23 protein-coding genes are annotated in these 21,692 nt (G+C 64.5%); 12 read left to right on the top strand and 11 right to left on the bottom strand.

Translation table 11 applies throughout. The features are described 5' to 3' along the window. Positions 1 to 211 precede the first annotated feature (211 nt). The 6 genes from KIK15_RS17875 to KIK15_RS17850 form a co-directional block, all read right to left on the bottom strand. A complete protein-coding gene (locus tag KIK15_RS17875) occupies positions 212 to 706 on the bottom strand; it encodes a TetR/AcrR family transcriptional regulator (protein WP_214246176.1) in 495 nt (164 codons plus the stop codon). Positions 707 to 867: 161 nt separating this feature from the next. Beyond that, positions 868 to 1,650, bottom strand: a complete 783-nt coding sequence (locus tag KIK15_RS17870; RefSeq protein WP_214246174.1) for a DUF2637 domain-containing protein — start codon at positions 1,648 to 1,650, stop codon at positions 868 to 870. A gap of 127 nt (positions 1,651 to 1,777) precedes the next feature. Continuing rightward, the gene (locus tag KIK15_RS17865) at positions 1,778 to 2,005 is read right to left on the bottom strand and encodes a plasmid partition protein ParG (RefSeq protein WP_214246172.1); all 228 of its coding nucleotides are present in this window, start codon (positions 2,003 to 2,005) and stop codon (positions 1,778 to 1,780) included. Next, positions 2,002 to 2,589 carry a ParA family protein gene (locus KIK15_RS17860; protein WP_214246170.1) on the bottom strand — a complete coding sequence of 196 codons (588 nt, stop codon included), beginning with the start codon at positions 2,587 to 2,589 and terminating at the stop codon, positions 2,002 to 2,004. Before KIK15_RS17860 ends, KIK15_RS17865 begins: the two co-directional genes overlap by 4 nt. Positions 2,590 to 3,613: 1,024 nt before the next feature. Next, the gene (locus KIK15_RS17855; protein ID WP_214246169.1) at positions 3,614 to 4,153 is read right to left on the bottom strand and encodes a hypothetical protein; all 540 of its coding nucleotides are present in this window, start codon (positions 4,151 to 4,153) and stop codon (positions 3,614 to 3,616) included. Next, on the bottom strand, positions 4,150 to 4,863 hold the full coding sequence (locus KIK15_RS17850; RefSeq protein ID WP_214246167.1) for a ParA family protein: 714 nt from the start codon (positions 4,861 to 4,863) through the stop codon (positions 4,150 to 4,152). The genes KIK15_RS17855 and KIK15_RS17850 overlap by 4 nt, the downstream gene beginning before the upstream one ends. Positions 4,864 to 6,830: 1,967 nt before the next feature. Here KIK15_RS17850 and KIK15_RS17845 point away from each other — a divergent pair. Then, the gene (locus tag KIK15_RS17845) at positions 6,831 to 6,983 is read left to right on the top strand and encodes a hypothetical protein (RefSeq protein WP_214246166.1); all 153 of its coding nucleotides are present in this window, start codon (positions 6,831 to 6,833) and stop codon (positions 6,981 to 6,983) included. Positions 6,984 to 7,181: 198 nt separating this feature from the next. Here KIK15_RS17845 and KIK15_RS17840 read toward each other — a convergent pair whose 3' ends face one another. Next, a complete protein-coding gene (locus tag KIK15_RS17840) occupies positions 7,182 to 7,604 on the bottom strand; it encodes a hypothetical protein (RefSeq protein WP_214246164.1) in 423 nt (140 codons plus the stop codon). A 153-nt stretch (positions 7,605 to 7,757) separates the two neighbouring features. Here KIK15_RS17840 and KIK15_RS17835 point away from each other — a divergent pair, with 153 nt between their 5' ends. Further along, entirely contained in the window at positions 7,758 to 8,594 is an 837-nt protein-coding gene (locus KIK15_RS17835) for an SAM-dependent methyltransferase (protein ID WP_214246163.1), read from the top strand. Here KIK15_RS17835 and KIK15_RS17830 read toward each other — a convergent pair. From KIK15_RS17830 to KIK15_RS17815, 4 genes are all read right to left on the bottom strand, one after another. Then, positions 8,584 to 9,522 (bottom strand): hypothetical protein, encoded by a 939-nt coding sequence (locus tag KIK15_RS17830; protein WP_214246161.1) that lies wholly within the window; start codon positions 9,520 to 9,522, stop codon positions 8,584 to 8,586. The genes KIK15_RS17835 and KIK15_RS17830 overlap by 11 nt on opposite strands. Before the next feature lie 13 nt (positions 9,523 to 9,535). Beyond that, positions 9,536 to 10,081 (bottom strand): hypothetical protein, encoded by a 546-nt coding sequence (locus tag KIK15_RS17825; protein WP_214246159.1) that lies wholly within the window; start codon positions 10,079 to 10,081, stop codon positions 9,536 to 9,538. Positions 10,082 to 10,155: 74 nt separating this feature from the next. Then, complete coding sequence (locus tag KIK15_RS17820) at positions 10,156 to 10,650, bottom strand: hypothetical protein (RefSeq protein WP_214246157.1); 495 nt, start codon at positions 10,648 to 10,650, stop codon at positions 10,156 to 10,158. A gap of 13 nt (positions 10,651 to 10,663) precedes the next feature. Then, a complete protein-coding gene (locus KIK15_RS17815; RefSeq protein WP_214246156.1) occupies positions 10,664 to 11,386 on the bottom strand; it encodes a hypothetical protein in 723 nt (240 codons plus the stop codon). 385 nt (positions 11,387 to 11,771) lie between these two features. Between KIK15_RS17815 and KIK15_RS17810 the strand changes: the two genes are divergently transcribed. The 10 genes from KIK15_RS17810 (at position 11,772) to KIK15_RS17765 (ending at position 21,690) form a co-directional block, all read left to right on the top strand. Further along, entirely contained in the window at positions 11,772 to 13,241 is a 1,470-nt protein-coding gene (locus tag KIK15_RS17810) for a cutinase family protein (RefSeq protein WP_250324924.1), read from the top strand. A 162-nt stretch (positions 13,242 to 13,403) separates the two neighbouring features. Further along, on the top strand, positions 13,404 to 14,468 hold the full coding sequence (locus KIK15_RS17805) for a bifunctional lytic transglycosylase/C40 family peptidase (RefSeq protein ID WP_214246155.1): 1,065 nt from the start codon (positions 13,404 to 13,406) through the stop codon (positions 14,466 to 14,468). 223 nt (positions 14,469 to 14,691) lie between these two features. Further along, positions 14,692 to 15,114 (top strand): hypothetical protein, encoded by a 423-nt coding sequence (locus KIK15_RS17800; RefSeq protein ID WP_214246153.1) that lies wholly within the window; start codon positions 14,692 to 14,694, stop codon positions 15,112 to 15,114. Positions 15,115 to 15,119: 5 nt separating this feature from the next. After that, on the top strand, positions 15,120 to 15,863 hold the full coding sequence (locus KIK15_RS17795; protein WP_214246151.1) for a hypothetical protein: 744 nt from the start codon (positions 15,120 to 15,122) through the stop codon (positions 15,861 to 15,863). Between the two features lie 20 nt (positions 15,864 to 15,883). Continuing rightward, entirely contained in the window at positions 15,884 to 16,222 is a 339-nt protein-coding gene (locus tag KIK15_RS17790) for a hypothetical protein (RefSeq protein WP_214246149.1), read from the top strand. A gap of 29 nt (positions 16,223 to 16,251) precedes the next feature. Then, complete coding sequence (locus tag KIK15_RS17785; protein WP_214246147.1) at positions 16,252 to 16,731, top strand: hypothetical protein; 480 nt, start codon at positions 16,252 to 16,254, stop codon at positions 16,729 to 16,731. Positions 16,732 to 16,821: 90 nt separating this feature from the next. After that, positions 16,822 to 17,505, top strand: a complete 684-nt coding sequence (locus KIK15_RS17780; RefSeq protein ID WP_250324923.1) for a hypothetical protein — start codon at positions 16,822 to 16,824, stop codon at positions 17,503 to 17,505. A gap of 18 nt (positions 17,506 to 17,523) precedes the next feature. Continuing rightward, positions 17,524 to 18,246: a hypothetical protein gene (locus tag KIK15_RS17775; RefSeq protein WP_214246144.1), complete on the top strand. Its 723-nt coding sequence runs from the start codon at positions 17,524 to 17,526 to the stop codon at positions 18,244 to 18,246. Further along, on the top strand, positions 18,243 to 20,138 hold the full coding sequence (locus KIK15_RS17770) for a hypothetical protein (protein WP_214246143.1): 1,896 nt from the start codon (positions 18,243 to 18,245) through the stop codon (positions 20,136 to 20,138). The genes KIK15_RS17775 and KIK15_RS17770 overlap by 4 nt, the downstream gene beginning before the upstream one ends. Before the next feature lie 64 nt (positions 20,139 to 20,202). Continuing rightward, the gene (locus KIK15_RS17765; RefSeq protein WP_214246141.1) at positions 20,203 to 21,690 is read left to right on the top strand and encodes an SCO6880 family protein; all 1,488 of its coding nucleotides are present in this window, start codon (positions 20,203 to 20,205) and stop codon (positions 21,688 to 21,690) included. Positions 21,691 to 21,692: the final 2 nt, after the last annotated feature.

The raw sequence follows: 21,692 nt of genomic DNA, 5'->3' as shown, positions 1-21,692 counted from the left end.
GAACAGTGCCTCGACGACACATTCACGGTCCGTGTTGTGAGCGGCCGCCACCTCGAGGGACCGCGCGGCCTGGGTGGCGTCACTGTGACCGTAGGGGCCGACGTACCAGACATGTGTGTCACCCGCGGCTGTCACATCGACGATTCTGACGATGTGGACACTCTTGTGTTGGAAGTTCATAAGGCTTTTCCTGTCTCGGGTTTCAGCGAGCTTATGGAAGTGATGGTGTGACTGCGGCGTCGATGATCGGTCCCATCGCCGTGCGGTAGCGGTCGGGAGCGCCTCGATGCCGACCAGCGCAGTCGATCGCGGCGCCATCGAGTACAGCGAGGCTCGATGGGTCGATGTACTCGGTGAACGCATCGCGAAAGCGGCGGGACAAGTCGAGTGCGTCACCACCTGTACGGGCCGCGTGTAGGTGGAGCTCCACGGTGAGCAGCGCCAAGTCACGATCTCCGTAGACGGCTGCGATCGCATCCTGGCCGTGTTCGGCCACCAGGTGCTCGACACGGGTGGTGTGCCTGAGTAGCGCGGCGTACACGAGATCCTCGCGCGTCTCGAAGTGATACGTAGCCGACCCCACAGACAGCCCTGCTCGAGCAGCGACGTCACGGATTCTCAGGCCACCCACTCCCCTATCGGCGATCAGCGATGCAGTGGCATCGAGCAGTGCAACCAGTCCATGACCACGTGCAGGGCGGCTCATGCCGAGACCCGCTGCGCGGTAGCGAAGATCGTCTGCACCCCGACTGTGATTGCGTCGGCCGCCTGGCGGGTGGCGAACACACTCGCCACCCGCCTCACCAGCGGTTCAGTAACGACTTGCATCAGGCACGGTTCCAATCGTCAGCTCCCCCGGGGGTCACGTCACCGCGAAACGAGTTCTGTTTCGTGGTAGGCGTTGACGATTTTTGCTGCGGTGTTGTGGTGGACGTTTCCAGCTGTGCCGAGCTCGCGGTGCGAGGCGTCGGGGTTGGTGTGGAGGTGGTGCAGAATCGCCGCTATCCGGCTGGTCGGGGTGTCGAAATTGTGGAGCTCACGCAGTGCACGCGCCGGCTCAAGGAACGGCCGGGCATCACTGGCAGGCAGCACCGGTGCAACGTCGACCTCCGCTGCCTGCCTTCCATCAGATGTCGTAGTCGTAGGTGCCACACCCTCGCCGACGGCCATAGGCGCCGGGTTCATGGCCGCAGTGTTGGTGGTCCCAGCCTGTGCGTTACCGGCTTCGACGACCGCAGAAGCTGTCACGACCGCCGCCCCGATCGGTTCCGGTCGCCTCCGGATCAACAACGTAAGCGAGTGTGTGCTCAGCAACAGGAACACCGGAGGGATCGTCGCGATCAACGCTGCAACCCACGAGGCAAGCGGCTGGGAAGCCGGCACAACAGCATGCAGTGCATTGCCAGCGACCGAAGTGGAGGCGGCGCCGATCAGCAGCGCCCAGAAGTAGCGCCGCTCTCCCACCCGCGTCGACGACGACACCGCAACTAGACTCACCGTGGCCTGCAAGATCGTTGCATCGACCACCACCGGTCCCAGCCAGCTCAGGTGGCGAGACGGCCATACTCGGGTCGCCACGTCCCATAGCGCGGCGAAACTCAGAACGAACGCGGCGACAGCGATACCGGCCGCCACCACCGCGGCGAGCACAATCGCCAACCGCCTCACCAGCGGGCTTGTAACGTCGCTCATTAGGCACAGCTCCAATCTGTGTTCAGCGACCTTGGCGGGTCAGTTTGACGACCACCCGCCAAGGTCGCGTGCGGTGTTGCGGGATTTACCGCTTGCTGGCTACCCATTCGCGGATGAGGTGTTCGATCACTTCTGACATCGACTGGTCAGCCATAGCCGTGGCAGCCTTGAACTGCTTGTGGAGCCCGGCATCGATTCGCACGGTGAGTTGTGATTGAGATCCGCCGTCGGATGGTCGGGTGAAGCTTGTGGCTACAGCCTTGCGCGGCCGCATGTCCTCTGTGCTGGGGTTTCCCGGCTTCTTGATACTCATAGCGCACTCACGATCTCGTCGATTACGTCTGAGTAGGTGCTGTCGTGTGGGGGTCGGTGCCCGAAACTCTGCCGGTAGACCTGCCGAAATCGGACCACAGTGTCGAAGCGTGAGATGTCTTCTTCATCAAACGCGGCCAGGGTGGTGGTGAGGAGCTTCGTGTGGAGAGTTGCACCGGTGACGAGCACGCCATACACCGTGGATTTGGGCAGCGAGGGAAGCGTTTCCCAGACGCGCTCCGTATCTGCCGCCGACGGCTGAGTGGGGATGACAGCGAAGTCCGCGGCATCGATTGCGGCGTCAATGATCGCGCTGTCCCCAGGCGGAGTGTCGATAACAAGGACCGAATCGGGGTCTAGGGACTCGCTCCACCGCCCGAGCCGCTTCGTGTTCGACACCTCGACCCTGAACGGCAGTGGTGTGCCGCGGTCGGAGGCCTTGTCGGCCCACGAGGTCGCTGAGCCCTGCTTGTCGAGGTCAACGAAGGTGACTGGCTTACCTCTCAAGGCAAACTCGTTGGCTATGAACAGGCTCGACGTTGTCTTGCCTACTCCGCCTTTGGTGTTGACAACCGAGACGATCATGTTGGTACCCCTTCTCGTCGAATACCGCATGCAGTCATGCGGCGTTGAGGCAATAACCGCGCTCGGTTGAGCGGTCAAACATGCATGCGGTATTTACCGCAAAACGCCTTGCGGTAAATACCGTGACCCCGCAAGCCAGTCGCGGTAGTGCGGGAACAACAGTAAACCATACTTACCGCATGCGGGCTAGCGGTAACGCGGGTATGAGATCAAAACCGCTTGCGGGATTGCGGTATGGATAGCTCGCTATCCGCGGTGACTATCCGCGGTGACCAGGCCGGGAGCACGGCCGGCGCATCAACCAGCAAGATCCGTCCACTCTCGGTTCGCCACCGCACGTAACCAGTGCCGCGCCCGGCGATACGCCGCGACGAATGGGTGCTGAGGTGGAACCGCTGGCCGGCGCCTGACGGGGTTGTCCACGGGTGTGGGCCTGGCGCGGGGTTGTGGTCGGACGCAGGCCCGGCGGTAGCCGGAGTGCCGTCCATCAGCCGGGGTCGGCAGTCCATCACCGGTGGGCAACCCACTCACTACTACCCCGCGATCAATGCTCGGCCGGCGGCTCGCCGGCTAACGGCGACAGGCTCTGGTGTGGATGACAGTGGTCGAGCCGTACCGGCCGCATCGCCTCGCGCTGCTGGTCTGGTGCGAGATTGTGGATGACGTCGCCGCACGTACGGCAGATCCAGATCCGATGCGGAGGGTCGATGCTCGAATCCCACCCCACCAGCAATGAGCGGGGCCGGGTAAGGTCGTGGCCTCGAAAACAGTTACGGGGGCGGGACTCTGACCACTCCCCCGGCCCGGTCTGTCTGACCGTGGCTTGAAACAGATGTAGAGCCTGGTCGGGGTCGCGTGTCACCGGAACGTTCCTGACTTCCGCGACAGAGACCGTCATATGTCGCGTGGCCGGGGTTCCGCTTCCCACGTCCCCCCAGGCCACGCTGGAGCTAATCTATATCGAACGCACGTTCGAGGCAATGTGCGCGTCTGACGGTCTAACGTTCTAGCGTTACAACGCTGGTTAGAGCCGTGGTCGACCTGTTTGGTTTCCGGATGTCGCTGCGCCGCGACGTAGCTCCTCGACGACCTGCTCGACGGTCATGCGCTTGGCGAGCTGGCGGATCGCCAGGCGGGCGATCGCGCTCTTGCTGGACACCTTGGGTGTCCCCCGGCGGCCGATGGCGAGGACGTCTTCGAGCCAGTCGTCAGTCTCGACATCGAAGTACATCGTGGTCGGCCCGACCTTGCGCTGCTTGGCGGAGGCCGAGGCCGCCGCGGGTGCCGCCGGCCGCGGCTTTTCAGCTGGCGCCGCGGGGACCTCCCGCGGCGCGGTATCGCCCCCAGCGGTTTCGGCCTTCGCTGCCGGTGTGGGGGCCGCTGTCTGCGGTTGGGGCGGAGCGGATTCTTTGACGCTGTCGGGCACTGGGGTCACTGGTGACGCCGCCTGCTCGTCAGGGATCTCGACCTGCTCCTGACGAGGCTTGTGACGCGGCGGCGGCATAGATCGGCCGCCGCCCTTGCGCTTGGCCGTCTGGCTCTTCAATTGATCGAGACCGCTCACTGGACGTACTCCTTCACGAACTTGGCCGTGTCGTCGAACGCGGCGGCGACCTTCTCCAGCTTCTTCGGCACCGGCGACTCCGACGTGATCGCGACGCGCTTGGTCCTGGTACCGACAGTTCGACTGTCGGGGATAGGGGCGGATACCTGCACCGGCGTTCCCTCGATGGCTCGTTCAAGGCGCGCAACCATCTGCGGGGGCGGCGTAGCGGGAACCATGCTTGGCGAGATCACCACCGGGTAATCGGCCATGTCGGCGACAAGGTGCTCTAGGGCCGCGAGGTCCTTCACTTTGAGCGGGCTCGGGACCATCACGACGTTGGCGACCATCAGGGCGCCGTGAGCGAGCGCCGATGCGCCGGGATGTGTGTCGACAACGACCCAGTCGGTGTCCCACTCCCCCGCCCACTGCTCCAAGGCGGTGGCGACGTCCTCCTGGCCATGTGGCTGATCAAGAAGCTCGGGGTGACCGGGAACGAGCCTCGGTTTGTGGAATCCCTTGAGTGGCCGGGGAGTCCTCCCGCTTTCTAGTGCGTCCAGGACAGGGACCCGGAGCCGTTCGAGTGGCCGGTATCCCCAGGTCGCGGTGACGCCGCCGCCGTCATGCTCGAAGTCGACGAGCACAGCGTCAAGGAGCCATGACAGCTCGTATGCGAGCGTGCTTTTACCCACCCCACCCTTGCGGGAATGACACACAACGATGTTGGCCATGGCCGTGTCCTCTCTCGATCTTGGTCAGGACGTTCTGGCGTTATGAACGCAGAACGTAGGAACGTTGTGATGGTGACGGCAGCGCCCGGTGCTCAAATGGCCTTTCAACGGTGTAACACTTAAACGTTGCAATGGCCTGCCGTTGTGCAGTCTTGATGTTTTAGCATTGTGCCGTTGTCGGGTTGTCAAGTTGTGCCGTTGTAGTGTGGGAACATTTTAACGCCGGAACGTCAAATCACTACCGTTACGACGTTGGCGTGTCGAACCGTTATACCGTTGTGCCGTTAGAACGTCACTAGCCGGGTACGGTTCCGTGTCTCTTCGGCCGGCGTCGACGAGCCGCGGCCGCTCGCACGCGGTTCGTCGCCCCTTCCGATGAAAAGACAAGCGCAGGTTGGGGTGGCCCAGAGCGGCGCGCATCCTGCAAGCGTGCGGGCGCGTTCGCTGGACGAGTCCCCACAGCTCGTCGCCGACGCTGCACAGCTCGCGCAGCAACGTAGTGGCCGCGTGCGTGCCAGACATCTCGGTCCAGGATGACCCGCGCCTGGACGTGCTCGCGCGCCGCACGACCGGTCGAAGCGGGCGCAACGTCGTCGAGGGCGGTGGCCCCGAGGAGCCATTGCGTTGCGCGGCCGCTTCCTGTGCGGGCCGCTAGACCGTGCTCAGCCAACAAGTGGAGCACGCGGAGCAGGCCGTGGTGCTTCGTTCCCGTGGGGAGCCCAGTGGATGCGGATAAGGCCTGAGCAGGGGTGGGGGTGACGGACAGGTGACTGAACACCAGTCGGGCAGCCTGACCCAAGTCTACCCATGCCGGGTGGAGGATGGTCGCTACCCCGGGGGCGGCTGTGACGTCATGACTCACAGATGATCGGTAAGTACGAGCGGGAGTAGTCAGCGTCCAGATTGTGGCCTCGTGAGGGGCTGTATGCCGGTCGTGGGGTCGCGTGACTGTCAGGAGCCCCCGTTCGGCGAGCTGGTGCAACCGTCGGCGGGCTGTTTCTGCGGAGAGTCCCAGCCACGATGCGAGATCTCGTACAGCGATCGGACGGGTAAGTCCGTAGCCGTCGGAGAATCGTCGGCGGATCACTGCAACGGCGGCCGCGACGAGGTCTGGGTCGTCCCACTGCGCGATCTCGGAAAGGGCCTCAGCGATCTGTGGCTCGTGCAGCGCCGCGGTTGGCGGGCGGTGAGCTTGCGCGCGTCGCGCTATGTCTTGCCAGTGCCGTTGGCACCAGGAGACCCACCCGGGTTCGAGGTGTCGGTTGCGGGCGCGGGCGTCAGCGTCACGCTCACGCCACTTCTCGAAGCACGGGTAGATGGCGTAGTACTTCGCCGCCGCCCGCCAGGACCGGACGCCGAGACGCCACAGCACCCATGCTCCCGCGAGTGCGACGTGCGATCGCAGCCCTTGTCGAGGGGACACCGAGAGGGTCTTGAAGTGCTCGGCCGTCATCCGGGTTGGCGGCCGGTAGGCGCGCGGTGCGATGACCGCAGGCTCGCCAGTGTCGGCTTCTCCAAGTTCCTCCCACACCGATGTAGCGGCAGCAGGGGAGGGGAGGAGTTCACCGGTGTCGAGGTGCGGTTGGTCGAGAGCGTCGGCGAGCCGTGCCGCCGCGGCGATAGCCGTGATTCGCCGGCCGTCGGTGTCGATGGGCCAGCACATGCCACCGCCGGGCTTGAGTGACGCAGACCCCGGGAGGCGCAGACCGTCGTTCCTGGACCGCAGGTCGACCGCCTTTGTCGTCTCGCCGGCCCACCGACGGATCTCCTCGACCCGGCGGGCAAACTCCCGCCGCGCAGCGCGACTGGGCAGCGTGACGCCGACGTGGACGCTGTCCGGCGAACCGGACTCTGTCAGGTGCGCCAGGGACGCGCCGACGGTCTCGGCGGCGTCGAGGAGGGGTTGCAGGACACGGTCGGCGCAACGGTCGATGTCGACAACCTGGATCTCGGAACGGATCGGGGCGATGACGGCCCACGGTGAGGTGCCGGCGCCGGCGGCCTCTCCCGCGGCCATGAGCTCGGCCGCGGTGCCTGACATCACCGGTGTGATCATGCCGTCGGCGGTGAGTTGGACAGCCTTGATCGTCTCGACGGGGTCCGCGACCAGCCGGTCGTAGAAATCAGCCCACCGCGTGACCAAACCGTCACGCAACACGCGTTCAACAGGAGCTAGCGACCGCAAAGGGTGCGAGCTATCCTGAGATCTGTCATCCAAGACAGTCCCTTCGGGGATATCGAGACCAGTGAGCGCCAACTCGCTGGCTCAGACTTCGACGGTCCCTCTGGTTCCCGCCAGGGGGGCCGTCATTTTTTCGCTATGCGGAAAGCGAGAGCTGGCTACCTCCCTCGTCGAACAGGTCGGGGCCAAGGCGGAGGTCACTGCGGCCGGCAAGCGTGCAGAACGTGTCGCGCGCGAAACGAGAGACGGCGCTGTAGCCCGCTCGCCGGGCTAGTTCCTCGGCGTTGACCTGGTCTGGGATGCGGATCGTGTACTTGTGCGTGCGCGGTGCGCCAGAGACGATCCTGGTGGGGAGTGGCATGGGTAAGGCGTTGAGGGGGAGTGTGACGTCGGGGCCCAGCTTGAGCTGGTCGAATCCGGCCAGGTCGCAGAACACGTCCGCACCGTAGCGGGAGACGGCGCTGTAACCGGCCTGATGAGCGAGCTGTTCTACGTCAACTTCGATGGGCACGCCACGCACCAGAAAGCCGCGGCGCGTACCGAGATGCGGTTGTGCCATCGTCGCTCCTCCTCTGAGTTCCTGCTGCCGCCAATCCTTGCATGGCCTGTGAATCAGATACGGGCGCGACACGCGGGGACCGCTAGAGTTTGGTCCACCCCTCAGCCTATGGCGGATTTATGACGGGTAGCGGCGTCGGTAATATCGCTGCTCATGACCCTCGATGTGTCCAGCGTAGGAACAACGGCCGTGATCACCGCGCAGATGCGCGCCATCGAATCTGCTCGCGATGACCGATTGTTCTCCGACGAGCTGGCCAGCAAGCTGGTGGCGGCGGCTGGCCTGGGCATAGAAAACGTGACGCTCGAACAGGTGGAGGGGCAGCGAGTCTACGTGTCGCTGGCGGTGAGGACGCACTACCTTGACTCGTGGTGCGACCGCCTGCTCGGCGAAAGGGCGATCCGCCAGGTAGTGATTCTGGGAGCAGGACTGGACACCCGGGCGATTCGCCTCGGATGGCTCGAGGCAGGAGTGTCGGTGTTCGAGATCGACCGTTCCGATGTGTCAGAGCTGAAAGCAGAAGGCCTTGGGATCGGCCCCGACAAGAATTGGCACGGCATCGCGGCGGATCTCACGTCGGACTCGTGGGGGAATGGCCTGGTAGCGGCCGGGTTCGACACCTCAGAACCCGCGGTGTTCATCGCGGAGGGCTTGTTCATGTATATCGAAGAGTCGGCCAACCAGCGAATCCTTAGAAGAATCAACAACATTGCTGCGCCGGGCAGCTACCTTCTCGCCGTTCACTTCGGTCGCGGGGCACTCATCGACGCCGAAACGCAGGCTATGTCCCTAGCGGTCGGTAGCAACGGGTATGCCTTCGAATCAGTCATCGAGTCTGCCCCCGCAGAGTGGGTCGGTCCGTCATGGAGTGTCGAGAGCGCCCTATCAATCGCGCAGTACGCGCCTGAGGTTGGCCGGCAGATCCCATACGACGAGAACAAAATCGGCGCTGAGGTCACATGGATGTTTGCCGCGCGAGCTATACCGTAGACATCTCGAACAGCATCCGTCGGGCAACGACGGGTGTCCGAGCGGCTCGCCAGCATTCCCATCGTGTCTCCGGGATCTCCAGATCGTCGAAGACGTTGCGGTGATCGAGCTCCCGCGACAGATTCCATTCTTCGCGTTGCTGCCACAGCATTTGGAAGTAGACAATCCGCATGCGTAGCCGAACTACCAGCGGGACGAAGAAGGCGCCCAACAGCTGCACTGTCACCAGAGTGGTGAGTAGTACCGCGATGAACGACCCATTTGTGATGTAGCTGTGCGGAAACATGCCTGGGGCCGCTTTGACGAAGAACACGCGGAGCACGATGTGGGCGGCGAAAGCTACCGCGGTACATGCGGATGACGCGATGAGGATCATCATGAGGCGGATGGGCCCGCGGAAGTCTCGCAGCGTTCCGGCGATGAGGGCGAGAGCTATCAGACCTACCGCCGCGATAGCGGTTGCGACGTATCCCCAGAACACGATCTGCGCGGTGTCCCACTCGAAGGCGGCGGGAAGATAGTCGATCGGTCGTTTCCACAGGTCGCTCGCCGCGAACGACACGATCATGACGACGAACGAGCCGCCGGCAAAAATATGTGGCGGCCACAGTCTGACGTTGGCGCCCAGGAGCCAGGCAACCGCCGGAACGCAATAGACGATGGCGACCGTGGTGCAGGTGATCGTGAGCATGTACGGGATGTTGTACCACTGGTGATGTCCGTCGAGAGTGGCTGCGATCCTGGACATCTCATTCTCGATCGTGGGCAGGTGCAGGAAGCGGGCAGCAACGAAAAGCAGGATGGCCAGGCCAAACCAGTGGCCGGCCGAGGTCGGCTTGCGGGGCGGACCTGAGCGGGCGAGGAGGATCACTCCGACCGCGAGCAACAGGGTTGCTCCGATGGTGGTGACGACGTCGAGAAACCACATCGTGTCTCCGAAATCAGTAGTAGCCGAAAGTGCGCGCTAGTCGATCAATCGTTTTGTTGGTCTTGTCCGCCCCGCGCCGGGCTGCGATTCGAGCACGTTTGTCGTCCACTTCGGATAGCAGCAGCGATGCGAACCATTCGGCCTCTTCCTCGGCGGTTTCTACCGGGGCTTCGGTGTCGCCGCCTAGTGCTGACACGTGCATCTCACACGTGAACGCGGGCGCGGCTATGCGCCGACGCACTAGGTGCGGGGGGAGAGCGTCGAACCACGCCACCCACGCGTCTGGAGACATCCGCGACGGGTGATTGAGCAGTAGGTGGCCCATTTCGTGGACGATCGCATAACGTCGCTCGATTGGTTCGAGGCCTGGCGGTAGCAATATCTCATCCGACGAGGTTCTAGTCCAGAGCTGGCCAGTTACCCCAGCCGAGAGCGACACGAGGCCGGGCGATTCGACGACCGTGATCGGGCGGCGACGTCGTCGCGCTACGGAGTTGACGAACTGGTCGACGTCCCACATTGGTCCGGGGTCAATCCGCCGGACGAGCTGATCGGCCACCTCTCGGGGCTGCGGCGAGCGAGGCACCCCACCAGGGGGATTCCCAGACACTCGTGGTGGCCGGGAGAGGAGGCTCACGTGCTGACTAGTTCCAGGCGACCGCTACTCAGCAATTCGGCCCGGTACGCGCGCAGCTCAGGCACGGACATGGCGTCCAGGCCGTGTGGGGTATCACGACCGCGAGCGAGGGGGATGCTTCCGATGATGTGCGTGCACATGAACATCTCGGCCTGAATCAACGGTTTCAGGTAGTAGCGCGGGTCTTCGGCGAGTACCGCGTTGTTGGCGAACCATTCGCAGGCGGGGCCGTACGCGTCAAGTTCTCGCCGGGTCGGGACTACCGTTCCGCTGAGGTGAGCTCTGATCGTCCGCGGCCGGATAGAGCAACCCTCGCGGGACAGCCGTTCAGCCAGGATCTCGTAAGTCGAGTCCTCGTCCGTAGGCAGACCTGTGAGTGCGATCAGCAACCAGAGCCGATACGCAATGGACTCAGACTTACCGAGACCGCTTCGCCCCACTATCGTTGGGGGCGAGTCGTTCCGATCGCTCCCGAGCTCGGCGTTCGTCATTCCTCCAGTCTAGCTAGATCGCGTCGAGTGCTATGGCACGAAGCTTCCTGTCGAGGCGACGCTCGTAGCGACCAGAGACGTCATCTGCCGCCCCCACCAGCCACCTGCGGTAACGCTGATCGTCGCGTTGCTGCTCACTGGGTTCGTCGAACGGAACCTCCTCGAGGAGGTACGGCGCGAACGTGATCTGCAGAAACCCTGGCATTGGACGACCGGGGCCCCCAATGCGTTCTAGCACCTCAGTGGCGTGCGCTGCGGAAAGCTTCTGCGCGAACTGAATCAACTGGCGTAGCGCGGTCGCTCCGCCGGCGATATCGGCCGGTGTGAGGTTCTGCTGGATGATCATCAGTCCGTCGCGCAGTACGTCGACAGGTACGGCCACATAGTCGAAATCAAGCGGATCGGAACGCTGACCGACGCTCACTGGGTTCCAGTTGTGTGTTGGAGGGTCCTCAACCGGCGCGGGTGCCGCGACATCCTCCAGGGGAGTGGGTACCCGTAGATCGAGGCAACCTGCGGCAGAGCCCGCTTTCCAGCGCAGCGCGGTGTCTAGGCGGTCAAGCGTGCTCGGCCGCGGGTATGCAGTGGAAACAGTAGGGTTCTCGATCCTCGACATCGTCGAGTCGGACGGACCACCAGCCCCGTGGAGATCAATTCTAGTGAGACCGAGCGCCCGACGTCTCGTAGTCACCGCGTCGGCGAGAAACGCCAGCGGTGGCGGGATCTGATCAAGCACACGCAGAAGACTATCGCCCGCAAGGTGTCGAAACGCTCTAGTGGGCGATGATACCCGCAGATCTATCACAAAACGATCGTAACGGGGTCATAGATCGGAGATACGGCGGGTCTTACTGGTCCAAGTCTCGCCGAGCGTCGAACTTCTCCTTATGACGTGTTAATGTGCGATCCATGCACGCAGCGCAAGCCCCGATCGCTCTGGGTTGGGATGAATTGACTTCCTTACAGGCTCCTCACGACGGACTCTCTCACTTCACGGCACCTGGTTGCCCGGCACAGCCGCCCGGGTTTCGCTGTGTGGGACTAGGACCTGGACATGGGCCCGCTTGCCCCGTCGGCCACCGGATGGTCACGCGGAACGTCGGGCCTGCGCGGAAGATTTCATGATCGCCCACAAGAACCCTGCGGTTCGCTCCCTGACCATCGTCGCGCTGTGCTCCGTTGTCACCGCAGCATCTGTGACCGTTGCCGCGACCGGGCCTGCGGATGCTGCTCCGTCGACGATGGCGTGTAAGGACGTGTTCGTGCTGGCGGTGCCGGGGACGTGGGAGACGAACGCTCGGGCTGATCGGGCTGTGGTGCCGGGGATGTTGGCGGCGGTGACGAATCCGTTGAGGGCGGCGGTGGAGAAGGGGTCGCCGATCGTTGCTTTGGGTGTGGCTCCGGCTCAGATTGGCGCGGCTCCGACGGCTGGGATGGGTCAGGACGCGGCTGCGGGTGATTCGTCGGGGTCGTTTCTGGGTGGGGCGGGTGCGACTGCTCCGTCGACGACGTCTACGGGTGATCCTTCGACAGCATCGACGTCGGGCGGGTTGTGGGATGCGATGACACCCTCGGCGACGACGAGTCCAGCCGCGCCGCCGACTACTACGTCGGGTGCGTCTGGTGTGGGCGGCGGGTCGGTTGGGAGGTCGGTGAGTTTCGAGCAGGTCCCGTATGTGGCGCAGGTGGGCGGCCCATTGGCTGGGCTGGGCACGGGGAATCCGTTGACGTTGGGTCAGTCTCGGCAGGCTGGGACTGATGCGGTGAATGCACGGATGAAGGCGATCGCTTCGGCGTGTCCGACGTCGAAGCAGGTGTTGCTGGGGTATTCGCAGGGCGCGTTGATCGCGGGTGATGTGTTGTCGGCGATCGGTAACGGTAGGGGTCCGGTACCGGATTCGACGGTGATCGCGGCCGGATTGTTGTCTGATCCTGCCCGGACTCAGACAACGTCGAATCTTGATTCTGATCAGCCTTCGGCTCAGCCGGTGAGTTTGCCGGGTGCGGAAAGCTTCGTTGGCCCCAACGTGGTGGGTCAGGGCGTGGTGGGTGCCCGACCGGACGGGTTCGGAACGCTGGCGGACAAGGTGACGTCGTTTTGTGCGCCCCAGGACGGTATTTGTGCTCTGTCGGGGAAGTCGAAAGCGATTGCGGCTGTGGTGCCTTTGCTGAATCTTCGGTTTCAGGACATCGGCCCGTATGTGACGGGCCGGGCGTTGACGTTGTTGCAGCATGTCGTCAACGCAGACCCGTCGACCATTGAGCAGGCTGTGCAGTCGGTGATCGGCGCGGTGACTCGGGTGTCGATGGCCGCCGCGGTTAATCCGGCTTCTCTGCCAATGGAGTTGGCGCAGGTGGTGTTCGGGTCGTCGATGCTCTCCGATATCGGCAAGGTCGTCGATATGCCCGAGTATGACGCGTTTCTGTCGCTGACCAAGCCCGACGAGCTGGCCACGCAGGTGGTGGAGGTGACGGCGTATGCACTGCTCGGCGCCCATCAGTCCTATGCCCACATGAAGGTCGATAGCCGTGGTGATTCGGCCACGCAGTGGTTGGCGAAGTGGCTGCTGGGTCGGATCGAGAGTAGCTGATGATTTAACGGTGATCGCCTGGCCAGGGCCTGGGTACAGCGTATGGGAGTGCGCTGCAACCAGTTTCGGGCCGACGCGGTTGTACATCTCGATGCTCGATGAGTGCAGAAACTCTGCAACGCATCTGGTCGGGGACGAAGCGAGCTGGGGAAGGTGTAGGCGGTGAAAAAGACATCACTGGCGCTGGTGCTGGGAATTGTGTTCCTGGTCCCGGTGATCATCGTGACGGTCATCGCTGCACCGTTTAACAAGCCGTCTGATGAGGGTGTGGCACCGTCTCAGGCTGGTCTGAAAACCGGTACTGTCCCACCGGAATTCGAGCCGTGGGTCATCAAGGCGGGGAAAGTGTGCTCCGACATTTCTGCGCCGGTGATCGCTGCACAGATCGAGGTGGAGTCGGGCTGGAATCCTGCGGCGGTGTCACCGGCGGGGGCGCAGGGGCTGTCGCAGTTCATGCCGTACACGTGGCCGTCGTACGGGCAGGACGCCAACCACAACGGCGCGGTCTCGCCGTTCGATCCTCCGGATGCGATTCTGGCGCAGGCCAACTTTGACTGTGCGACTGCCGCGCAGGCCCGCGCAGATATCGCGTCGGGCCGTATCAAGGGTGATCTCCTCGATATTGTCTTGGCCGCCTACAACTGCGGCTATGGCTGCGTGTTGGCCAACGGTGGACCGATCATCAACAACGGCGAGACCGAGTCGTATGCACCGAAAATCAGACGGCTGATCCCGAAGTATGCGGCCGTGTACGCCGGCGGCGGGAACACCCGCCTGTCGGGTCCAGTTAACCGCAAGATCATTCAGGCGGCGTTGCGGTGGTTAGGCACCCCCTACGCGTGGGCTGGGGGAACCAAAGACGGCCCGTCCCCGGGGTCAGCACCGGATGTGGGGGTGACCGGGTTCGACTGCTCGGGCCTGACTCTCTACGCGATCGCCCAGGCCACCGCCGGTGCGATCATCCTGCCGCACTACACCGGTGACCGGTCCAATCCGGGTCAACTGTATGACCCGCGGGGCAAGGACATTCCGTTCGACCAGAAGGCCCCGGGCGATGAAATCTATTTCGGCAGTGGGGGAAACACCCACCACGTCGGCATCTACTACGGCACACAAAACGGTGTCGACATGCTGCTCAACGCCCCACAGTCCGGACAGACAGTGTCGATCATGCCGTTGTCGGGGTGGAACGGAGAGGAGATGTATGTTCGTCGATTCGGTTCGTGACAGCACCCACACACGCTTGGTGTGTGCCACGCTGGGTGTGGCGGTACTTCTGACCGCACTCGCCGGCTGCTCGAGCAGCTCCACTGGTGGTGGCCGGGAGGATCGATCTGCGGCGGCGACGGTGTCGTTGCCACCGGTCACTGCCCCGTCGGTGCAGGCGTGGCCGGGACGATCAGCAACGTTCCCAACCCCACCGCCGGTGCCTTCGACATTGCCTCCCGGTGTGACTGTCGACCGTGCCGATCCATCGTCGGTGGGCGTGGCTGCGGCGCGAATCTGGTTGGGGTGGAACACCATCACCGACCGCAGCCCGTTCGATGCGGCGGTCCGGGCGACTGGATTGATGACCCGGCGGTGTGCGCAGCGAATCACCGCGACACCCCCGACCGGGTCACCTGACGCGGACTGGACGGCGCTGGCCCGCGTCCATGCCCGGGCACAGACCCGCGCGGCAATCGGAAGCGAGGAACGTCCCGCCGACACCGCCACTGTTGCAGTGCGGGTGATCGCGGTGACCCAGAGTTTCATCGCTGACACACCGCTACCGGATCGGCATCCGGTTGTTGTGGTGACGATGACCCGCGACGGCGCGGGCTGGTCGGTCACTGACGACGGCCGACACGGGTGTGGGGTGGTGACCCGATGACCCGGATGCGTCCACCAGTGATCGTCGGCCTGGCCGGGGGAGTGGGCACCACCATCGTCGCAGGTCTTCTCGGGGTCTCCGATGCGGGGGTATGGGCGCCTGGCATGCCTGCCGATGTGTTGGTGTGCCGCTCGGTTGCCCACCAGCTCGCCGCGATTACCCGAGCGGCTGCAGCGCTACCCACGTCCCCGGTCGTAGTCATCGTGGCTGATTGCGCCGAAAAGCCACCTGCTGCGGTGCGAGACCGCGCCCGCATGCTGGAACCAAATGTTGCTGCAGTGGTGTGGATTCCGTGGCTTCCTGCGTTACGGGAGGTGGCTGATCCGGCGGCCGCGGCCCGTGACGCGGTCCTCGCCGACCACCCGCCCCGGTGGGCACTGACCGCCCGTCACCGCCGCGAGGAGCTGCTGGCGGCGGTGACGACTGTCGTGGCCACCGACACCACCGGTATGGGCGAGGCGCCCGTAGCGGTGTGTGACGGGTGGCCTATCGCGACCGGACCGGTAGTGCCGCGACAGTGGCCTAATCCGCAGGCCTCGAGCGCTGCGGCATCACCGGGGCCGCTGGTCCCTGCGTGGCCACCGACACCCTCACCACCGACACCCCCACCACCGGCGGCGGGATACGACCGGTGGTCGGTTGCACCAGATGCGCCACCGTCACGGCAGGGACCGCGGGGATCAACCCCCCAACCCCGCACTACCGCACTCGGTTCGACCGGCGCAGATGGTCTGCGCCGCACCTCCTGAAAAGATAAGGAACGCAATCGATGTCCATCACGATCGAGACCCTCACCCAGGCCAGCGCGCTGTGGGACGCCCACCGCCCGCACGGCATCAATCCAGCCGATACCGGCAACTTCCCTGACCCCAAGCCGGTTCCTCTGCCGACCAAGGCTCAGAACGGCGTCAATCAGATCCTCGGCATGGCGAAGACGTTCATCTACGTACTCGCTGTCGGGGCGGCACTGTTTGTGTTCGGCGGCATGATCGTCGGCGCTCGGGGCCGCTCGAACTTCGCCAAAGACGCGGTCAGCCACTTCCCGTGGATCTTCGGCGGAATCATCGGCATGGGAAGCATCGTCGGCCTCCTGGACATGTTCACCTGATGGGCCGGTGTCGGCGGTGGACCGCGACCGTGTTCGCAGTCACCAGCACAGCAGTGCTACTCGCCACCCCATGTGCACCGGCGGCGTGGGCTGATCCCACACCGCCGGGCGTGTCGGGCCCGTCGACTGGTCCCGCCGCCCCTACGGCCCCAGCCAGCCCGCCGGGGGGATCGACTGATCCCTCGGATGGGCGTAACGAGATCCAATTCGGTACCGCTAATCAGGGCCAGATCCATTGGGAGAAGTTCGGCGGCTCGGATACGACCTCGCCGAAGAACCTCGACGAGTTTTCCACCCAGATCGTCGGCTACGCGTTGACCGGGTTCGGGATCGCAGCCGTCCTCGGCTCACTAGTGGTGTTCGGGTTGATGATCGTCGGGGTCAAGGGCCGCTCGACAATCGCGAAAAACGCTCTGGAATCGAGCATCTGGATCTGGGCTGGCTGCATGTTGGTCGGATCCGCCTCCACGATCGGCGGAATGCTGCTCACCGCAGGCATTCCCGACTGACCCTCACGTGATGGCGACGAAAGGAATCTCCGAATGGCGATGACTACCAGAGAGTTTCGGCGACGCCGACTCGACAGCAGGTCAGCGGCAATGATCGTGGCACTTGTGGTGTCAGCGGTCGCGGTGACACTGTTGGCACGCTCCTGTGATCCCACCCCGTCCAGCGTGGGCGGCTCACGGGTCGGAGCCTCGACCGCCCCATCAGCGGCGAAAGGGTCACTGGTGCCGCAGATCCCGCACCGCACCTTGACCCCGGCCGACCCGGATTACCTCACCGCTGCGCCACAGGGGATCTCGTGGCAGCGCGTCGATGGCGTTCCGCTGCCGTTCTCGGCCACCGACGGACCCACGCGCATCCAGGGTGCGGTGACCGGCGGGTACTCCAACTCCCCGCAGGGCGCGGTCTTAGCCGCCGCGCAGATCGCGTTCCGGTTGGCGTTCTCCCCGGATTATCAGGCGGTCGTCGACGCCCAAACCGATGTCAGCGACAGCACCCGGGCTCAACTCGTCGCCGCCCGTGAGGCGGGCCCGCAACCCGATCCCGCGGTGATCGCCCAGTTCGCGGCCGCACCGGTGGCGTTTCGGGTCTCAGCGTTCGCCGACAACCACGCAACGGTGTACCTGGCCTATCCACGGACCCCCGGCGCCCAGGTGCGGTTTTCGCGTTCGGCATTGATCTGGGAGGGCGGCGACTGGCGCTACAGCGACCAATTCGATTCCCACTCCCCACCGTTACCCGACGCTGCACTGCCTGACACGTTCACCCGTTTCTGAACACGAGGACACCCGCCCATGAGTTTCACCAGCCCCGAGTTCCAGCAGACCCCCGACAGTGGCCACCGTCGCGGCCAGTACATCGCTGTGGCCGCAGCAGTCATCGGCGTCGCAGCGATTGTGGCTGTCGTAGTGATCGTGGTGGCTACCCGTTCCACGGGTGACACCGCAGGCCAGCCCACAGGGCAGGCAGCGTCGCCGAACGGATCGTCATCGTCGTCGGTCACCTCGCAGCCGGTGACGTGGCTACAGGTCGGGCCGGTGCAGTTGCCGTTCTCCGCTACTGCCGGCCCCCGCGTCCAGGAAGGGGTGACCGCCCGCGGGTTCACTCACACCCCCGATGGGGCGTTGATCGCTGCGCTGCAAATCGCGTTGCGGGTGTACACCCTTTCAGGCACCGATGAGATCCTCGCCGATCAGGTCCTCGGCGACGCTGCTGACCGTGACGAGGTCCGGGCCCAGGCGGCACGGTTGCAGGCCACCCTCGCCGCTAACCAGGTGTTGCCGCGGGTGTTCGCCTGGCGTGCCTATGAGCCCTATGACGATCAGGCCGCCACCTACGACATCGCTACCGCAGCATCCGACGGGCGATACAACATTTTCCGGCTCACGGTGGTGTGGATCTCCGGTGACTGGCGTTACCAGCCGAACTACTATCCCAGCCCCGCCGACGCGGTGACCTCAGCTGCGATCACCGGGGACCCGGCCTGGCATCAATTTCAGGATCGGAGCCTGCGATGACGGGTCGCATTCCAACGCCCCGCACCCGACATCGCACGTCCTCAGTGATCGCCGCGGTCGGGGCCGTCATCGTGGCGGTGGTGACGACCTGCGCCGGGTCGGCGGCCGCCGACCCGGCCACCACCCCTGGCTGGCTACCCGCCGATCCCGGTCCTTTGACCAGTGAGCAGAAGACGTGGCTGACACCGGTCGACGGCCATCCCGGGTTCAGCGCTATCCAGTGCGCCGCGCACCCTGATTTCGGCGACTGCGCAGCCCATGGCGGCGCCGACGACTCGAAGGGGTTCACCTCTTACATCTATGACTCCACCGGCAAGCTCGCCGGCGTCTCCGCCACCGCCCCCGCCACGATCGATGCCGACCACAAAGGACTCCTCAACAGGGACAACGTGTTGGACTGTGCGATCGCCAACCACAAAATCCCCGTCTGCGACAAGCCTGACGGGTGGGCGCAGTCCAAGCCGATGCAGTACGACGCCAACGGCCGGTTCCAACGCCTCACCCAGGGCGCGACGGTGACCCCCACCGCCGGTGATGTCACGAAGAACGTCGACTGGAACAAACTCAACCCCGTGGCGGTGGCCACGAAAGAACTCGACAACTGGTTCGCTCAGGCCTGCGAGTCGGTGGGAAAGTTCGCCGGTGATCTGCTGACCCTGTCGATGTCGTGGTGGTTGCGCACCGGGTCAATTGACGTCACCTCCGGGTTGGCGATCACCGGCAGCCACGCAGTGCAGACCGTCGTCATGATGATCATCGCGTTGGGCATCATCGGTTCAGCGATCACGATGGTCCTCACCCGCCGCCCTGGACCGGCTGCCGAGTTGGGCATGGGGGCAATCAAATTCGTGCTCATCGCGTCGTTGTCGACGACGATCCTCGCCGGGGCCATGCATGCCGGGGATGACTTCGCCCGCCAGGTCACCGCTGACGGCGCCGACCAATTCGGACCCCAGATGCAACAAATGTTGGGGATCGCGACCCTGCACAATCCGGGTGGGGTGCTGCTGTTGGGCATCGTGGCTGCGGTGCTCTCCGGCATCCAGTGGCTGTTCGGATTCATCCGGCAGGCCGGGATCGTCGTCCTCTACGCGATGCTGATCTTCGCTGCTGCGGGTCAACTGTCGTCGTGGGGTCGGCAGTGGTTCCCCCGCATCTGCTCCATGCTCATCGCCCTGGTCCTCTACAAGCCCGCTGCAGCGATCATGTACTCCCTGGGCTGGAAACTGATGGGCACCGAACGATCCCTGTCTGCGGTGATGGTTGGGCTGATGGTGATCGCTTTGACCATGCTCGCCCTGCCGGTGATGCTGAAGTTCTTCGCATTCATCTCGCCCGCCATATCTGGTGGCGGGTCGGCCGGAACCGCATTGGCCGGAATCGCCGGCGGAGCGGGCCTCGCCGGGCAGCTCGGCGCGGACGTGCTCAGTTCCTTTGGTGCCTCCGGCGGCGACGGACAGTCCAACTACATGGACGCCACCGGCCCCCAGTCATCGACGACCGGACCCGAACCCGACCCGAGCCCGGGCAACAGCCCCGGCTCCGGCGGGGGTGGGGGTGGCGCGGCTGATGTTGGCGGCGGCTCCGACGTCGCGGACCTCGGGGGTTCTGACGTTGGCGCTGAGTCCACCGACGCCGCCGGCGGTATCTCCGGCGACACAGGCATCCCGGTATCCGGCGGCCCCGACGGGGACGGTGCCGCCGCCACAGGTGTCGGGGGCGGCGAGATGGGTTCGGTAGCAGCCGAATCCGGCGGCAACCCGTACGTCGCTGGGGCGATGCTCGCCAGGGACGCCGTCGGTTCGGCCGGCGATTCGATCACCGGTATGGCCCAGGCCATGGCAGACGGGATGACCGACACCACCGACGACACCGGACCCGGCCTGCGATGACCCCACGCCACCACCCCCGCTGCTCTGTGACCGCCACATCGTGTGTACGACAGGAGATTCACTGATGACAACCACCAATCCTGGGTATTCCGGCTACCGCCGGCCGCGGGGCTTTGGGATCGGGAAACTCGGAACCCGGGAAACGATCATCGTTCTCACTGCGGTGACGGTGGTGTCGTTTTCCCCGATCCTGGGCAGCCTCGCGGTCACCGGGGTTCTCGCGCTGGCCGCGTTCCTGCTGATCGCCCTCGCAGTCATCCCCGTCACCAGTTCCGGGCGCACGATCATGACGTCGCTGGCCTTCCAGCTGCGGTTCGCTGGGGCAGGTAACGCCTCGGCCTACGCCGATGACACCCTCGAAGAATTTCCGCGCGGGCAGAACCTGCCCGGGCCGTTGGCTCCGCTGTGCCCGATCGAGGTGGAGGACGGTCGTGGCGGCACCCAGGCGTTGATCTGGAACCGCCAGACCGGTCTGCTCACAGCCCCATTGATGGTTGCACCAGTCGGCCTGACCCTCGCCGATGATGCTGACGCCCTGACGTGGGTCACGAACTTCGGTGGGCTGCTCGCCGAGCTGGGGCACATGCCGTTGGTCGACTCGCTGGCATTCATCACCGAAACCGCGCCCGCCGGTGGGATGAACCAACGCGCCTACACCCTCGACCGGCTTGACAAGAACACCGCTGCCCCCGAGTTCTGCCGCGGTGTCTTGGAACGACTCGTCAACCAGTCTCGAGCCCGCACCGCTGAGGTCACCTGCCTGGTGACCATCAACTTCAACCTGTCTAAGGCCACCCCTGTCCCTGACACGTTGCAGCGCGGCGCGGCCGAGGTCGTCAACATGCTCCCCCGATTCGAGTCGTCGTTGGCTTCATGCGGGATGACGGTCATGGGTCGGATGACCCGCGCTGGACTGATCCGGTATCTGCGGGCCGCGTTCGACCCGGCCGTACGCACCACAGAACTCGACGACACCGAAGAACTGTGGCGCTGGAATGATGCCCGACCATTGCGCACCGAAGGCTCCAACCCTGATGTGTACGCCCATGATTCGGGCTACTCGGTGTCGTGGGTGTTCACCGCCCCACCGGGTGGGGTGGTGCGGTACCGGTCGCTGCTGCCGCTGGTCGCTCCCGGCCGCTACCACCGCCGACTGTGCATGATCTACCGGCCCTACAGCGCCGCTGAGGCGTCGAAGAAGGTCGAGTCGGAAGTCAATGCTGGTGTGTTTCGCCGGATTTGGGCGCAGAAGACGAAAAAAGACGAAACCCAACGCGAACACGACGACCGGGTCAAAACCCGGCGAGCTGCACAACAGGAATCCCTTGGTGCCGGGCTGGGCCGGTTCACGTTCTACCTGACCACAACGGTCCGCAACGAGACCACGCTGGCCGCGGCATGCGCCGACGCTGAAGAGCGCCAGGGCCAAAGCAAAGGGCGCTGGCGTCGGGCCCGCAAAGCACAGGAGGCCACCTTCATGGCGTCACTGGGTGTGGGGGTCGACCCCGCATCAGGGTTGTCCCGCAACGCCGCTGAGCGGTGGGGAGCATAGGG

Source organism: Williamsia sp. CHRR-6 (assembly GCF_018474015.1).
Taxonomy (GTDB): Bacteria; Actinomycetota; Actinomycetes; order Mycobacteriales; family Mycobacteriaceae; genus Williamsia_A.
Note: the sequence above shows the minus strand (reverse complement) of the source record. Positions and strands in the feature narration are given on the sequence as shown.

What these genes read in the sequence shown, in the direction of transcription:
- KIK15_RS17820 (WP_214246157.1), bottom strand. Translation starts at nt 10,650, where the DNA reads ATGACGAACGCCGAGCTCGGGAGCGATCGGAACGACTCGCCCCCAACG.
- KIK15_RS17860 (WP_214246170.1), bottom strand. Translation starts at nt 2,589, where the DNA reads ATGATCGTCTCGGTTGTCAACACCAAAGGCGGAGTAGGCAAGACAACG.
- KIK15_RS17835 (WP_214246163.1), top strand. Translation starts at nt 7,758, where the DNA reads ATGACCCTCGATGTGTCCAGCGTAGGAACAACGGCCGTGATCACCGCG.
- KIK15_RS17845 (WP_214246166.1), top strand. Translation starts at nt 6,831, where the DNA reads ATGACGGCCCACGGTGAGGTGCCGGCGCCGGCGGCCTCTCCCGCGGCC.
- KIK15_RS17830 (WP_214246161.1), bottom strand. Translation starts at nt 9,522, where the DNA reads ATGTGGTTTCTCGACGTCGTCACCACCATCGGAGCAACCCTGTTGCTC.
- KIK15_RS17795 (WP_214246151.1), top strand. Translation starts at nt 15,120, where the DNA reads ATGCGTCCACCAGTGATCGTCGGCCTGGCCGGGGGAGTGGGCACCACC.
- KIK15_RS17780 (WP_250324923.1), top strand. Translation starts at nt 16,822, where the DNA reads ATGATCGTGGCACTTGTGGTGTCAGCGGTCGCGGTGACACTGTTGGCA.
- KIK15_RS17810 (WP_250324924.1), top strand. Translation starts at nt 11,772, where the DNA reads ATGATCGCCCACAAGAACCCTGCGGTTCGCTCCCTGACCATCGTCGCG.
- KIK15_RS17865 (WP_214246172.1), bottom strand. Translation starts at nt 2,005, where the DNA reads ATGAGTATCAAGAAGCCGGGAAACCCCAGCACAGAGGACATGCGGCCG.
- KIK15_RS17765 (WP_214246141.1), top strand. Translation starts at nt 20,203, where the DNA reads ATGACAACCACCAATCCTGGGTATTCCGGCTACCGCCGGCCGCGGGGC.
- KIK15_RS17775 (WP_214246144.1), top strand. Translation starts at nt 17,524, where the DNA reads ATGAGTTTCACCAGCCCCGAGTTCCAGCAGACCCCCGACAGTGGCCAC.
- KIK15_RS17770 (WP_214246143.1), top strand. Translation starts at nt 18,243, where the DNA reads ATGACGGGTCGCATTCCAACGCCCCGCACCCGACATCGCACGTCCTCA.
- KIK15_RS17790 (WP_214246149.1), top strand. Translation starts at nt 15,884, where the DNA reads ATGTCCATCACGATCGAGACCCTCACCCAGGCCAGCGCGCTGTGGGAC.
- KIK15_RS17850 (WP_214246167.1), bottom strand. Translation starts at nt 4,863, where the DNA reads ATGGCCAACATCGTTGTGTGTCATTCCCGCAAGGGTGGGGTGGGTAAA.
- KIK15_RS17840 (WP_214246164.1), bottom strand. Translation starts at nt 7,604, where the DNA reads ATGGCACAACCGCATCTCGGTACGCGCCGCGGCTTTCTGGTGCGTGGC.
- KIK15_RS17875 (WP_214246176.1), bottom strand. Translation starts at nt 706, where the DNA reads ATGAGCCGCCCTGCACGTGGTCATGGACTGGTTGCACTGCTCGATGCC.